Raw genomic sequence first — 13,840 nt, 5'->3', positions numbered from 1 at the left:
GCCAGGCGAAACCGCGCCGCAACGTCCTCGGCGGGTCGGGCCCGACGGTTTCCGACGCCGTCACGATCGGAAGGAACAGCACCTCGTGGCAAATCTGCAGTGGGAACCCATCGACGAGCGCGCGGTCGACACGGCGCGCGTGCTCGCGGCCGACGCCGTCGAGAAGGTCGGCAACGGGCACCCAGGCACCGCGATGAGCCTGGCCCCCGCCGCGTACCTCCTGTTCCAGAAGGTGATGCGACGGGACCCGGCCGACCACGCCTGGCTCGGGCGCGACCGGTTCATCCTCTCGGCCGGCCACTCCTCGCTCACCCAGTACGTGCAGCTCTACCTCGCCGGCGACGGCCTCGAGCTCGACGACCTGAAGGCGCTTCGCACCTGGGGCTCGAAGACCCCTGGACACCCCGAGTACGGACACACCGACGGCGTCGAGATCACGACCGGCCCGCTCGGCCAGGGTCTCGCCTCGGCAGTGGGCTTCGCCTACGCCGCGCGCTTCGAGCGCGGCCTGTTCGACCCCGATGCCCCGGCCGGCACGAGCCCCTTCGACCACTTCGTCTACGTCATCGCGAGCGACGGCGACCTCCAGGAGGGCGTGACGAGCGAGGCATCCTCACTCGCCGGCCACCAGCAGCTCGGGAACCTCGTCGTGATCTACGACTCGAACCAGATCTCGATCGAGGATGACACGGACATCGCGTTCACCGAGGACGTCGCCGCTCGCTACGAGGCCTACGGCTGGCAGGTGCAGACCGTCGACTGGAAGAAGACGGGCGACTACGTCGAAGACGTCGCCGAACTGCACCGGGCGATCGAGGCGGCGAAGGACGAGACCTCGAAGCCGTCGATCATCATCCTGAAGACCATCATCGGCTGGCCGAGCCCCGGCAAGCAGAACACCGGCAAGATCCACGGATCCGCCCTCGGGGCGGCCGAGCTCGCCGCAACCAAGGAGGCGCTCGGCTTCGACCCCGAGCAGAGCTTCGTCGTCGCCGACGACGTACTCGAGCACACGCGCGGCGCACGCGAGCGAGGCTCGGCGGCGCGAGCCGACTGGCAGGTCGCGTTCGACGCCTGGGCCGAGGCCAACCCCGAGCGCAAGGCGCTCCTCGACCGCCTCGAGGCCGGCGAGCTGCCCGACGGCATCGAGTCCGTGCTGCCCGTGTTCGAGGGCGGCACCGACCTCTCCACCCGCGCGGCATCCGGCAAGGTCATCAACGCCCTCGCCGGCGTCCTCCCCGAGTTCTGGGGCGGCTCGGCCGACCTCGCCGAGTCGAACCTCACGACCGTCAACGACGCGCCGTCGTTCATCCCGACCGAGCACTCCACCCACGAGTTCTCGGGCAATCCCTACGGGCGGGTGCTGCACTTCGGCATCCGCGAGCACGCCATGGCGGCGATCGTGAACGGCATCGTGCTGCACGGCAAGACCCGCGCGTTCGGCGGCACGTTCCTCATCTTCAGCGACTACATGCGCCCCGCGGTGCGGCTCGCGTCCCTCATGAAGGTGCCGTCGATCTTCGTGTGGACGCACGATTCCGTCGCCCTCGGCGAAGACGGCCCGACCCACCAGCCCATCGAGCAGCTCGCGAGCCTGCGCGCCATCCCCGGCTTCACCGTCGTTCGTCCCGCCGACGCGAATGAGGTCGCCCAGGCGTGGCTCGAGATCGTGAAGCGCCGCGACGCCCCCGTCGGCATCGCGCTCACCCGCCAGAACATCCCGGTGTTCGCGCGCGGCGAGGGCGAGGCATCCGGTGACACGCTCGCCTCGGCCGCCGGGGTCGCGCGCGGGGCCTACGTGCTCGCCGAGGCCCCCTCGGGCACGCCCGAGGTCATCCTCATCGCGACGGGCTCCGAGGTCCAGCTCGCCGTCGCCGCGCGCGAGGCGCTCGCCGCCGAGGGCATCCAGGCCCGCGTGGTGTCGGCTCCCAGCCTCGAATGGTTCGAGGAGCAGGATGCCGCCTACCGCGAGTCCGTGCTTCCCGCGTCGGTGACCGCCCGCGTGTCCGTCGAGGCCGGCGTCGCGCTCACGTGGCGCCGCTACGTCGGCGACCGCGGACGGAGCGTCTCGATCGAGCACTTCGGCGCCTCCGCCGACTACAAGACCCTGTTCCGCGAGTTCGGCTTCACGACCGACGCCGTCGTCGCCGCCGCGAAGGAGACGCTCGCGTCCGACTGACGCGCGCAACGAAGGAGACAACACCTCATGACCACCACCTCCCCCACCGCCGCGCTGTCCGCCGCCGGCGTGAGCATCTGGCTCGACGACCTGTCGCGTGAGCGCATCACGTCGGGCGGCCTCGAGCGGCTGATCGCCGAACGCAACGTCGTCGGCGTCACCACCAACCCGACCATCTTCGCCGGCGCCCTCGCGAAGGGCGAGGGCTACACCGAGCAGCTGCATGAGCTCGCCGCCGGCGGCGCCGACGTCGACACGGCCGTCTTCGAGACCACGACCGCCGACGTGCGCGCCGCGGCCGACCTCTTCCGTCCGGTCTACGACACCACCGACGGCTACGACGGCCGGGTCTCCATCGAGGTCTCCCCCGACCTCGCGCACGACACCGACGCGACCATCGCCGAGGCGCACCGCCTCTGGGACAAGGTCGACCGGCCCAACGTCATGATCAAGATCCCGGCGACCCTCGCCGGACTTCCCGCGATCACCGCGGCGATCGGCGCCGGCATCAGCGTCAACGTCACCCTGATCTTCAGCCTCGAGCGGTACCGCCAGGTCATCGACGCGTACCTGACCGGCCTCGAGCAGGCGAAGGCGGCGGGACTCGACCTGTCGAGCATCCACTCGGTCGCGTCGTTCTTCGTGTCGCGCGTCGACACCGAGGTCGACCGGCGCCTGGGCGAGATCGGCACCGACGAGGCCCTCGCGCTGAAGGGCAAGGCCGGCATCGCGAACGCGCGTCTCGCCTACGAGCTCTACGTCGCGCAGTTCGCCACCGAGCGCGCCGCCGCCCTGCTCGACGACGGCGCCCACCGCCAGCGCCCGCTCTGGGCCTCGACCGGCGTGAAGGACCCCTCGCTGCCCGACACCCTCTACGTGACCGAGCTCGTCGCGCCCGGCGTCGTCAACACCATGCCCGAGAAGACCCTCGAGGCCACCTTCGACCACGGCGTCATCGAGGGCGACAGGGTCACGGGCGCCTACACCGACGCGGGCGGCGTGCTCGACGCGCTCGCGCGCGTCGGCGTCGACTACGACGACGTCACGGCGGTGCTCGAGCGCGAGGGCGTCGAGAAGTTCATCGTCTCCTGGCACGAACTGCTCGACACGGTCCGCGGCGCGCTGGAGGCGGCGCGATGAGCTTCCGCATCTCGGTCAGCGGCGCCGCCGCCGTCGCCGTGCGGCGGGTCGTGCCCCAGCTCGTCGCCGACCTCGTCGCCAGCGGCATCACCGCGCAGGACGCGGCCCTCTGGGGGCCCGCCGCCGAGGCGGAGGCCGCCAAGCGGCTCGGGTGGACTCAGGCGGTGGCGGTCTCGCGGCCGCTCGTCGCCGAGATCGAGGCGCTCCGCGAGCAGCTCGAGGCCGACGGCGTCGACCACATCGTGCTCGCGGGCATGGGCGGCTCCTCCCTGGCTCCCGAGGTCATCACCCGCACCACGCGGGTCGGGCTCACCGTGCTCGATTCGACCGAGCCCGGGCAGGTACGGGCAGCGCTCGCCGACCGCCTCGCGAGCTCCGCGCTCGTCGTCTCGTCGAAGTCGGGCTCGACCGTCGAGACCGACAGCCAGCGCCGCGTGTACGAGCGGGCCTTCCGCGACGCGGGCATCGACCCCGCCTCCCGCATCATCGTCGTGACCGACCCCGGTTCACCGCTCGACGAGTCGGCCCGCGCCGCCGGCTACCGCGTGTTCAACGCCGATCCCGACGTGGGCGGCCGGTACTCCGCGCTCACCGCGTTCGGACTCGTGCCCTCGGGCCTCGCCGGCGTCGACATCGCCGAGATCCTCGACGAGGCCGAGACGATCGAGCTGTCGCTCGCGGTCGACACCGCCGAGAACCCGGGACTCGTGCTCGGAGCGGCGATCGCCGCCACCGCCCCGCTTCGCGACAAGCTCGCGATCGTGGCCGACGGCACGCACATCGTCGGCTTCGCCGACTGGGCCGAACAGCTCATCGCCGAGTCGACGGGCAAGGCGGGCACCGGCATCCTGCCCGTGGTCCTCGACACCGACGCCCCCGAGCTCACCGCGGCCCTCCCCGACGTGCAGGTCGTGCGACTCGTCGACGACGCCGGCGACGAGATCTTCGTCGACGACCCGACGGGCGACATCCGCGTGTCGGGCACGCTCGGCGCGCAGCTGCTCGTCTGGGAGTATGCGACGGCCGTCGCCGGCCGGCTCCTGGGGATCAATCCGTTCGACCAGCCCGACGTCGAGTCGGCGAAGATCGCGGCACGCGGCCTCCTCGACGCGCGTCCCGAGCCGGCACCCGCGGCGTTCGTGGCCGACGGCATCGAGGTGCGCGGCACGCCCGACGTGATCGGGGCATCGAGCGACCTCGCCTCGGCCATCGACGTGCTCCTCGAAGAGCTCCCGCCGAACGGCTACCTGTCGGTGCAGGCGTACGTCGACCGCGTCGCCCACCCCGAGCTCGCCGAACTTCGCGACGCGCTCGCGGCCCGGGCCGGCCGCCCCGTCACCTTCGGCTGGGGTCCGCGGTTCCTGCACTCGACGGGACAGTTCCACAAGGGCGGCCCCGCCGTCGGCGCGTTCCTGCAGATCACCGAGGTCGCCGCAGACGACCTCGAGATCCCCGAGCGCCCGTTCACGTTCGGCGAGCTCATCGCCGCCCAGGCCTCGGGCGACGCGAGCGTGCTCGCCGAGCACGGCAGGCCCGTGCTGACGCTCACCCTGACGGAGCCCGCATCGAACATCCCGGCGCTCTTCGACGCCGTCGGCTGACCCGAGGGAAGACCCGAATGGCTCCGACCGCGATCTCGGCGCAGCACAACCCGCTGCGCTCGCCCAAGGACTACCGCCTCAACCGCATCGCCGGACCGTCGAGTCTCATCATCTTCGGCGTCACCGGCGACCTCTCGCGCAAGAAGCTCATGCCGGCCGTCTACGACCTCGCCAACCGCGGGCTGCTGCCGCCCGGGTTCGCGCTCGTCGGGTTCGCGCGACGCGACTGGGTCGACGAGGACTTCGAGCAGGTCGTCCACGACTCGGTGAAGCAGTACGCGCGCACCGAATTCCGTGAGGACGTGTGGAAGCAGCTGGCCCGGGGCATCCGCTTCGTGCAGGGCGACTTCGACGACGATGCCGCGTTCGATCGCCTGCGCGCGGTCGTCGAGGAGCTCGACCGGGAGCGCGGCACGATGGGCAACCACGCGTTCTACCTGTCGATTCCGCCGAAGTCGTTCCCGCTCGTCACCGAGCAGCTGAAGCGATCGGGCCTCACCGAGCAGCGCGACGACCAGTGGCGTCGCGTCGTCATCGAGAAGCCGTTCGGATCCGACCTGCAGTCGGCCCGCGAGCTGAACGACGTCGTGGCCTCGGTGTTCCCGCCCGACTCGGTGTTCCGCATCGACCATTACCTCGGCAAGGAGACGGTGCAGAACATCCTGGCGCTGCGCTTCGCGAACCAGCTCTACGAGCCGATCTGGAACGCCAACTACGTCGACCACGTGCAGATCACGATGGCCGAGGACATCGGCGTCGGCGGTCGCGCGGGCTACTACGACGGGATCGGCGCCGCGCGCGACGTCATCCAGAACCACCTCCTGCAGCTGCTCGCCCTCACGGCCATGGAGGAACCGATCTCGTTCGAGGCGGGCGACCTGCGCGCCGAGAAGGAGAAGATCCTCGCGGCCGTGCGGCTCCCCGAGGACCTCGCCACCGGCACGGCCCGCGGGCAGTACTCCGGGGGGTGGCAGGGCGGCGAGAAGGTCGTCGGCTTCCTCGACGAGGACGGCATGAACCCCCGATCCACCACCGAGACCTACGCCGCGATGAAGCTCACGATCGGCACGCGGCGATGGGCGGGCGTGCCGTTCTACCTGCGCGCGGGCAAGCGGCTCGGCCGTCGCGTCACCGAGATCGCCGTGGTGTTCAAGCGTGCGCCGCAACAGGTGTTCGCCGACAGCCAGACCTCGGAACTCGGCCAGAACGCGCTCGTCATCCGCGTGCAGCCCGACGAGGGCGTCACGATCCGATTCGGGTCCAAGGTGCCGGGCGCCGGCATGCAGGTGCGCGACGTCACCATGGACTTCGGCTACGGTCACGCCTTCACCGAGGCGAGCCCCGAAGCCTACGAGCGGCTCATCCTCGACGTGCTGCTCGGCGACCCGCCGCTGTTCCCCCGCCAGGAGGAGGTCGAGCTCTCCTGGAAGATCCTCGACCCCATCGAGCAGTTCTGGGCGAGCCAGGGCCGGCCGGAGCAGTACCGGCCGGGCACCTGGGGTCCCGCCTCGGCGGACAAGCTGCTCGCCCGCGACGGACGAACCTGGAGGCGCCCATGATCGTCGACCTTCCCGACACCACCACGAGCCAGATCTCGAAGACGCTCGTGAAGATCCGCGAAGAGGGCGGCGTGGTCGCCCTCGGGCGCGTGCTGACCCTCGTGATCGCGACCGCGCCGGGCGGCGAGGAGGAGGCCATCGAGGCCGCGAACGACGCGTCGCGGGAGCATCCGATGCGGGTCATCGTGATCTCGAGCGACCCGAACGAGGCCCCGGGCCTGCCTGCTCGACTCGACGCGGAGATCCGCGTCGGCGGCGACGCCGGCGCAAGCGAGGTCATCGTGCTGCGGGCGTGCGGCGACGCCGCGCTCGACGAGGAGAGTCTCGTCATGGGCCTGCTGCTGCCCGACGCCCCGGTGGTCACCTGGTGGCCCGGCGTGGCGCCCGCCGTCCCCGCGGAGGCGCCGCTCGGACGCATCGCCCAGCGCCGGATCACGGATGCCTCGACGCAGCACGACCCGCAGGCGGCGCTGCACGCCCTCGCGGCGAGCTACCGCCCCGGCGACGCCGACTTCGCGTGGACGAGGCTCACGCTGTGGCGGGCCCAGCTCGCCGCGGTGCTCGACCAACCGCCGTACCAGCCGGTCATCGGCGTCACCGTGACGGGCGCGATCGACTCGCCGTCGACGACGCTGCTGGCCGCGTGGCTCCGCCTGCAGCTCGATGCACCGAGCACCTGCGTGCTGACGAGCATCGATTCCGGATCCCACGGCATCCACGGCGTCCGACTCGATCGCTCGATCGGGAGCATCGAGCTCGTGCGCGACCTCCCCGGCGTCGCCACGCTGCGCCAGCCCGGCCAACCCGTGCACGACGTGGCCCTCCCCCGGCGCAGCCTCCGTGACTGCCTCGCGGACGAGCTCCGCCGCCTCGACCCCGATGAGCTGTACGGTGAAGTGATCACGAGGGGCCTCGCGCTCCTGGATGCCACGGAGGCCGAAGGAGTCCATGCATGACGAATGAACGACGCGTGATCGTACATCCCGACAAGGCGTCGTTGGCGAGTTCCGTCGCTGCGCGATTCATCACGAAGATGCTCGACATCCTCGACGCGCAGGCCGTGGCTCACGTCGTGCTCACCGGCGGCTCCATGGGCGCCGCCGTACTGGAGGCGGTCGCCGCTTCGCCCGCACGCACCTCGATCGACTGGTCGCGGGTGCACTTCTGGTGGGGCGATGAACGCTGGGTGCCCGCCGGCGACGCCGAGCGGAACGACCGGCAGGCGCAGGAGGCGTTGCTCGACGACCTCGACCTGCCCGCCGAGAACGTGCACCCGCTGCCTGCGTCCGATTCCGGGATGACGCTCGACGAGGCGGCCGATGCGGCCGCGGCGGAACTCTCGGTGCACGGCGTCGACGGGCTGCCGCATCCCATCTTCGACATCACGTTCCTCGGCGTGGGTCCCGACGGGCACATCGCCTCGCTCTTCCCGCACCGCTCGGGCATCCAGGTGGCCGATCGCACGGTCATCCCCGTGCGGAACTCCCCCAAGCCGCCGCCCGAGCGTCTCAGCCTGACGCGGCCGGTCATCAACTCCTCGCAACGGGTGTGGCTCGTGCTCGCCGGCGCCGACAAGGCCTCGGCGCTCGGCCTGGCGCTCGCGGGTGCGAGTCGCGACGAGGTCCCCGTCGCGGGGATCAAGGGGCGCCGCCGCACGGTGTTCTTCGTCGACGCGGATGCCGCCGCCGAGGTTCCCGAGGAGCTCATCTCGCGCGATGACTGACCGGGCGTCGCACCGAACGACGAGGAAGGGGGCCAGCCGAACGGCTGGCCCCCTTCTCGGGTTCGTGGCTGCGGGCGTCAGTCCTGCGGGGTGGCCTGCCCACGGCGGGCGCGAAGCTGCGTGAGCGCCTCTTCGAGCAGCGCGGCGGCCTCCTCGTCGGAGCGTCGCTCCTTCACGTACGCGAGGTGGGTCTTGTACGGCTCGAGCTTCGACACCGACGGCGGGTTCTCCTTGTCGCGGCCCGCGGGAAGGCCGGTGGAGGGGCTGTCGATGATGTCGGGGATCTCCTCCTCGGGGAGGTTCGCCGCGAAGTAGCGCACGGTCTCGTTCCCCTGGGCGTCCCAATAGCTCACCGCGACGCGATCGGCGTGGAAGCCGCGGTCCTGTTCGCCCATCGGGCCCGCGCCCACGCGCGAGCCCCGGATGGCGCTGTTTCCGGATGCCATGTCTCTCCCCGTCAGATTCCGGCGTCGAACTTGGTGATGAGGCCGAGCAGCACGATGCAGGTCACCCACACGAGTCCGAGGATGATCGTGATGCGGTTGAGGTTGCGCTCGGCGACGCCGGACGCACCGAGGCTCGAGGTGACGCCGCCGCCGAACATGTCGGAGAGACCGCCGCCGCGGCCCTTGTGCAGCAGGATGAGCAGTGTCAGCAGGAGGCTCGTGAGACCGAGCAGCACCTGCAGGACGACCTGGAGAATCTCCACGGTGAACCTTTCCGGGCACGACGCAGTGGGTCGGGCCGTTGATCAGTATAACGGGACGTTCGCCGCCGCCCGGGGACTCGCGTCCACAGGCGGCGGCCGGATGTCACGCGCCGACGTGCTTCTTGAACCGGACGATGCTCGAGAACTCGTCGATGTCGAGGCTGGCACCGCCGACGAGGGCACCGTCGACGTTCGGCTCGCGGAGGAACGACGCGATGTTCGCCGCCTTCACCGAGCCGCCGTACAGGATGCGCGTCGAGGCGGCCACCTCCTCGCCGAGCAGCTCGCCGATGAGGACGCGCAGAGCGGCGCAGACCTGTTCGGCCTGTTCGGGGGTCGCGGCCTGGCCCGAGCCGATCGCCCACACGGGCTCGTACGCCACGACGAGCCCCTTGGCACCGTCGACGCCTGCGAGCGCGGCGCGCAATTGGGCGACGGGGACCGCGCTCGGACCATGCGCCTCGAGGTCCTCCGCGGTCTCGCCCACGCACACCACCGGCACGAGCCCGTGGCGGTGCGCGGCGAGCACCTTCGCGTTGACGTCCGCGTCGGACTCGCCGTGGTACTGGCGCCGCTCGGAGTGCCCGATGATGACGTAGGCGCAGTCGAGGTGTGCGAGGAACGCCCCCGACACCTCGCCCGTATACGCGCCCGAGTCGTGGGCCGAGACGTCCTGGGCGCCGTACGCGATGGGCAGCGAGTCCGCCGCCACGAGCGTCTGCACCGAACGCAGGTCGGTGAACGGAGGGAACACGGCCACCTCGGCGTCGGCGAAGTCGTGCTTGGCGTCGGCGAGCGCCCATGCCAGCTTCTGCACGAATGCGATCGCCTGCAGGTGGTCGAGGTTCATCTTCCAGTTGCCGGCGATGAACGGGGTGCGGCTCACTGCCATCCGAGGACCTCCAGTCCGGGGAGTTTCCTGCCCTCGAGGAACTCGAGGCTCGCGCCGCCGCCCGTCGAGATGTGTCCGAATGCGTCATCCGCGAAACCGAGTCGGCGCACGGCCGCCGCGGAGTCCCCGCCGCCGACGACGCTGAGGCCGTCGACCTCGGTGAGCGCCTCGGCGACGGCACGAGTGCCCGCCGCGAACGGCGCGAGCTCGAACACGCCCATGGGCCCGTTCCAGAACACCGTCTTGGAGTCGCGGATGCGTGCGGCGAACGCTGCCGCCGTCTCGGGTCCGATGTCGAGGCCGAGGCCGGATGCCCCGAACGCCGTCTCCTCGATGGCGTCGGCCGGCGCGACGACGTGTTCGGCATCGGCCGAGAACGAGGCGGCGACCACGACGTCGGTGGGGAGCACGATGGCGACACCGCGCTCGTCGGCCTCGGCGAGGTAGCCCTTCACCGTGTCGATCTGGTCGGCCTCGAGCAGGCTCGACGCGACCTTGTGGCCCTGGGCCGCGAGGAACGTGAACAGCATGCCGCCACCGATGAGGAGGGTGTCGACGCGCGGCAGGAGGTGGGCGATGACGCCGAGCTTGTCGGACACCTTCGATCCGCCGAGCACGACGGTGTACGGCCGCTCGGGCGACTCCGTGAGCCGGTCGAGCACGTCGAGCTCCGAGGCGATGAGGAGCCCCGCCGCGCTCGGCCGCAGCTCCTCGAGCTCGAAGACGCTCGCCTGCTTGCGGTGAACGACGCCGAAGCCGTCGGAGACGACCGCATCGGCGAAGCCGGCGAGCTCGCCGGCGAACGCGGTGCGCTCGGCGTCGTTCTTCGAGGTCTCGCCCGGGTTGAAGCGCAGGTTCTCGAGCACGAGCACCTCGCCGTCGCCGAGCGCGGCGACCTTGGCCGCGGCATCCGCACCCACCGTGTCGGTCGCGAAGGCGACGGGTCCGTCGAGCAGCTCACCGAGGCGGGCGGCCACGGGCGCGAGGCTGTACTTCGGGTCGGGCGCGCCCTCGGGGCGGCCCAGATGAGAGACCACGATCACGCGGGCTCCCTGGCCGGTGAGGGCCTGGATGGTCGGCACCGACGCCCGCACACGCCCGTCGTCCGTGATGACCTCGCCCTGGAGAGGGACATTGAGGTCGCAACGGACGACGACGCGCTTGCCGGCGAGCGGACCGAGGGACTCGATCGTTCGCAGGGTCACATTCACTCGTTTCAGAGGCGCTCGGCCACGTATTCGGTCAGGTCGACGAGGCGGTTGGAGTAGCCCCACTCGTTGTCGTACCACCCCGACAGCTTCACCTGGTCGCCGATCACCCGGGTGAGCCCGGAGTCGAAGATGCAGGAGTAGGGGTCGGAGACGATGTCGCTCGACACGAGCTCGTCCTCGCTGTACTTCAGGATGCCCTTGAGCGGGCCGTCCGCGGCCGCCCGGTACGCGGCCTTCACCTCGTCGACGGTCACCGGACGCGAGGACGTGACGGTGAGGTCGGTGATCGAGCCGGTCGGCACCGGCACCCGGAGGGCGAAGCCGTCGAGCTTTCCGACCAGCTCGGGAAGCACGAGGCCGATGGCCTTCGCGGCACCGGTCGAGGTGGGAACGATGTTGATCGCCGCCGCGCGAGCACGGCGGAGGTCGCGGTGGGGGCCGTCCTGGAGGTTCTGGTCGGCGGTGTAGGCGTGCACGGTGGTCATCAGGCCGCGCTCGATGCCGAACGCGTCGTTGAAGACCTTCGCGAGCGGCGCGAGGCAGTTCGTCGTGCACGACGCGTTCGAGATGATGTGGTGCCGCTCGGGGTCGTAGGTCTGCTCGTTGACGCCCATGACGAACGTCGCGTCCTCGTCGGTCGCCGGGGCCGAGATGAGCACCTTCTTCGCGCCCGCCGCGAGGTGCTTGCGGGCGTCGGCGGCCTTCGTGAAGAAGCCCGTCGACTCGATCACGATGTCGACGCCGAGCTCGCCCCACGGCAGGTTCGCCGGATCGCGCTCCGAGAACGCCCTGATGGCGTTGCCGTTCACGATGATGTGCTCGTCGTCGTAGTCGACCGTCGCGTCGAGACGCCCGAGGACCGAGTCGTACGTCAGCAGGTGCGCGAGCGTCTTGTTGTCGGTGAGGTCGTTCACCGCCACGATCTCGAGGTCGGCGCCCTGTGCGAGCGCGGCGCGGAAGTAGTTGCGGCCGATACGGCCGAAGCCGTTGATGCCGATCTTCACGGGCACGGGAAGTCTCCTGTTCAACGAGCGCGAGAGCGCGTTTGCACGGGTACTGATCGGACGGCGGGTGTCCCCGGACGGCGTCCGGGGACCCCATCCGCTATGACAGTAGCAGCAGCCCTGAGGTCTTCTCGCGTGCGGTCGCGAGCCGCTGCTGCACGTTCTCCCAGTTGGCGATGCTCCAGAACGCCTTGACGTAGTCGGCGCGCACGTTCTTGTAGTCGAGGTAGTACGCGTGCTCCCACACGTCGAGCATGAGGAGCGGCACGATGCCCGCGGGCATGTTCGCCTGCTGGTCGAAGAACTGCAGGACGATGAGGCGCTGCCCGACCGCATCCCACGCCAGCACCGCCCAGCCCGAGCCCTGCACGCCGAGCGCGGTCGCCGTGAAGTGGGCCTGGAACTTCTCGAACGAGCCGAACGCGTCGTCGAGTGCCGACGCGAGGTCGCCGGTGGGCTTGTCGCCGCCGTCGGGTGAGAGATTGGTCCAGAAGATCGAGTGGTTGACGTGGCCGCCGAGGTTGAACGCGAGGTCCTTCTCGAGCTTGTTGACGTTCGCGAGGTTGCCCGACTCGCGGGCCTCGGCGAGCTGCTCGAGGGCGGTGTTCGCGCCGGTCACGTAGGCCTGGTGGTGCTTGGAGTGGTGCAGCTCCATGATCGCGCCGCTGATCGCGGGCTGGAGTGCCGAGTAGTCGTAGGGCAGATCCGGGAGGGTGTAGTCAGCCATTGCTTCTCCTTGTCAGATGCCGGGGAACCGAGCCTCTACCCGGTCCGAGCGCGGCATCCCCTAGCCTATGCCCGAGGCTTCCGCCCGCGCCGGGGCTTGACGACCTCAGACGTCGTCGAGGTCGGCCGGGAGGCTGGCCTCGGTGCCGGGGACGCCCAGCTCGACGGCACGCTTGTCGGCCATCGCGAGGAGACGACGGATGCGTCCGGCCACGGCGTCCTTCGTCATGGGCGGATCGGCGTGGTGGCCCAGCTCGTCGAGGCTCGCCTCGCGGTGCGCGAGGCGGAGCTCGCCGGCGTATCGCAGGTGCTCGGGGATGTCGTCGCCGAGCAGTTCCATCGCACGCTCGACGCGGGCGCACGCCGCGACGGCCGCCTGGGCGGAACGGCGGAGGTTGGCGTCGTCGAAGTTGACGAGGCGATTGGCCGTGGCCCGCACCTCGCGCCGCTGACGCAACTCCTCCCAGTTGCGCACGGTCTCGGTCGCTCCCATGAGCGCGAGCATGGCGCTGATCGCCTCGCCGTCGCGGATCACGACGCGGTGGACACCGCGCACCTCGCGGGCCTTCGCCGAGATGCCGAGGCGGCCCGCGGCCCCGACGAGCGCCATCGCCGTCTCGTTGCCGGGGCATGTGACCTCGAGGGCCGCGGATCGACCGGGATCGGTGAGGCTGCCATGCGCGAGGAACGCGCCTCGCCACACCGCGGCGACGTCGTCCCGCGATCCGGTGGTCAGCTTGTTCGGCAGGCCGCGCACCGGGCGGCGCCGCGCGTCGAGCAGGCCCGTCTGCCGAGCCAGCGTCTCGCCGCCGTCGAGCACGCGCACGAGGTACTGGTTCGAGCGGCGGATGCCCGACGGCGAGATGACCGAGACATCCGGTCGCACGCCGTACAGCTCACCGAGGTCGCGGGTCACCCGCCGGGCGATCGTCGGCGAGTCGAGCTCGGCCTCGATGGCGATTCGTCCCGAGATGATGTGCAGTCCGCCCGCGAAGCGGAGCACCGAGGCGAGCTCGGCCGCCCGGACGCTCGTCTTCGACACCTCGACCCGCGCGAGCTCCTCTTTCACGTCGGCCGTCAGCGCCACGTCGCATCC

Annotated in this window: 13 protein-coding genes; 6 read left to right on the top strand and 7 right to left on the bottom strand. The window is 70.8% G+C overall.

Annotated elements, in window-relative coordinates:
- The first annotated feature begins 85 nt into the window (after positions 1 to 85).
- The 6 genes from tkt to pgl are packed head-to-tail and all read left to right on the top strand — an operon-like array spanning position 86 to position 8,202.
- Positions 86 to 2,179 (top strand): transketolase, encoded by a 2,094-nt coding sequence (gene tkt, locus EZM51_RS03680; RefSeq protein ID WP_136706905.1) that lies wholly within the window; start codon positions 86 to 88, stop codon positions 2,177 to 2,179.
- A gap of 27 nt (positions 2,180 to 2,206) precedes the next feature.
- Complete coding sequence (gene tal, locus EZM51_RS03675; protein WP_136706904.1) at positions 2,207 to 3,319, top strand: transaldolase; 1,113 nt, start codon at positions 2,207 to 2,209, stop codon at positions 3,317 to 3,319.
- On the top strand, positions 3,316 to 4,920 hold the full coding sequence (locus EZM51_RS03670) for a glucose-6-phosphate isomerase (protein ID WP_136706903.1): 1,605 nt from the start codon (positions 3,316 to 3,318) through the stop codon (positions 4,918 to 4,920). The genes tal and EZM51_RS03670 overlap by 4 nt, the downstream gene beginning before the upstream one ends.
- Positions 4,921 to 4,937: 17 nt before the next feature.
- Positions 4,938 to 6,479, top strand: a complete 1,542-nt coding sequence (zwf, locus tag EZM51_RS03665; RefSeq protein WP_136706902.1) for a glucose-6-phosphate dehydrogenase — start codon at positions 4,938 to 4,940, stop codon at positions 6,477 to 6,479.
- Positions 6,476 to 7,435 (top strand): glucose-6-phosphate dehydrogenase assembly protein OpcA, encoded by a 960-nt coding sequence (locus tag EZM51_RS03660; protein ID WP_136706901.1) that lies wholly within the window; start codon positions 6,476 to 6,478, stop codon positions 7,433 to 7,435. The genes zwf and EZM51_RS03660 overlap by 4 nt, the downstream gene beginning before the upstream one ends.
- Complete coding sequence (gene pgl / locus EZM51_RS03655; protein WP_136706900.1) at positions 7,432 to 8,202, top strand: 6-phosphogluconolactonase; 771 nt, start codon at positions 7,432 to 7,434, stop codon at positions 8,200 to 8,202. Before EZM51_RS03660 ends, pgl begins: the two co-directional genes overlap by 4 nt.
- A gap of 77 nt (positions 8,203 to 8,279) precedes the next feature.
- On the opposite strand, the gene EZM51_RS03650 is transcribed toward pgl, so the two are convergent.
- The 7 genes from EZM51_RS03650 to whiA form a co-directional block, all read right to left on the bottom strand.
- Positions 8,280 to 8,648 carry an RNA polymerase-binding protein RbpA gene (locus tag EZM51_RS03650; protein ID WP_136706899.1) on the bottom strand — a complete coding sequence of 123 codons (369 nt, stop codon included), beginning with the start codon at positions 8,646 to 8,648 and terminating at the stop codon, positions 8,280 to 8,282.
- 11 nt (positions 8,649 to 8,659) lie between these two features.
- Entirely contained in the window at positions 8,660 to 8,911 is a 252-nt protein-coding gene (secG, locus tag EZM51_RS03645; RefSeq protein WP_136706898.1) for a preprotein translocase subunit SecG, read from the bottom strand.
- 103 nt (positions 8,912 to 9,014) lie between these two features.
- The gene (tpiA, locus tag EZM51_RS03640) at positions 9,015 to 9,803 is read right to left on the bottom strand and encodes a triose-phosphate isomerase (protein ID WP_136706897.1); all 789 of its coding nucleotides are present in this window, start codon (positions 9,801 to 9,803) and stop codon (positions 9,015 to 9,017) included.
- Entirely contained in the window at positions 9,794 to 11,008 is a 1,215-nt protein-coding gene (locus tag EZM51_RS03635; protein WP_136706896.1) for a phosphoglycerate kinase, read from the bottom strand. Before EZM51_RS03635 ends, tpiA begins: the two co-directional genes overlap by 10 nt.
- Positions 11,009 to 11,019: 11 nt before the next feature.
- Positions 11,020 to 12,024 (bottom strand): type I glyceraldehyde-3-phosphate dehydrogenase, encoded by a 1,005-nt coding sequence (gap, locus tag EZM51_RS03630; RefSeq protein WP_136706895.1) that lies wholly within the window; start codon positions 12,022 to 12,024, stop codon positions 11,020 to 11,022.
- Between the two features lie 94 nt (positions 12,025 to 12,118).
- Positions 12,119 to 12,745, bottom strand: coding sequence for a superoxide dismutase (locus EZM51_RS03625; protein ID WP_136706894.1), 627 nt, complete (start codon positions 12,743 to 12,745; stop codon positions 12,119 to 12,121).
- Positions 12,746 to 12,850: 105 nt separating this feature from the next.
- Positions 12,851 to 13,831 carry a DNA-binding protein WhiA gene (whiA, locus tag EZM51_RS03620; RefSeq protein ID WP_136706893.1) on the bottom strand — a complete coding sequence of 327 codons (981 nt, stop codon included), beginning with the start codon at positions 13,829 to 13,831 and terminating at the stop codon, positions 12,851 to 12,853.
- Positions 13,832 to 13,840: the final 9 nt, after the last annotated feature.

It is taken from the genome of Agromyces sp. H66 (genome assembly GCF_004959775.1).
Lineage (GTDB): Bacteria > Actinomycetota > Actinomycetes > Actinomycetales > Microbacteriaceae > Agromyces.
This window is presented reverse-complemented; position numbering and strand designations above follow the sequence as displayed.

What these genes read in the sequence shown, in the direction of transcription:
- zwf (WP_136706902.1), top strand. Translation starts at nt 4,938, where the DNA reads ATGGCTCCGACCGCGATCTCGGCGCAGCACAACCCGCTGCGCTCGCCC.
- pgl (WP_136706900.1), top strand. Translation starts at nt 7,432, where the DNA reads ATGACGAATGAACGACGCGTGATCGTACATCCCGACAAGGCGTCGTTG.
- EZM51_RS03625 (WP_136706894.1), bottom strand. Translation starts at nt 12,745, where the DNA reads ATGGCTGACTACACCCTCCCGGATCTGCCCTACGACTACTCGGCACTC.
- EZM51_RS03670 (WP_136706903.1), top strand. Translation starts at nt 3,316, where the DNA reads ATGAGCTTCCGCATCTCGGTCAGCGGCGCCGCCGCCGTCGCCGTGCGG.
- tpiA (WP_136706897.1), bottom strand. Translation starts at nt 9,803, where the DNA reads ATGGCAGTGAGCCGCACCCCGTTCATCGCCGGCAACTGGAAGATGAAC.
- EZM51_RS03660 (WP_136706901.1), top strand. Translation starts at nt 6,476, where the DNA reads ATGATCGTCGACCTTCCCGACACCACCACGAGCCAGATCTCGAAGACG.
- EZM51_RS03650 (WP_136706899.1), bottom strand. Translation starts at nt 8,648, where the DNA reads ATGGCATCCGGAAACAGCGCCATCCGGGGCTCGCGCGTGGGCGCGGGC.
- tal (WP_136706904.1), top strand. Translation starts at nt 2,207, where the DNA reads ATGACCACCACCTCCCCCACCGCCGCGCTGTCCGCCGCCGGCGTGAGC.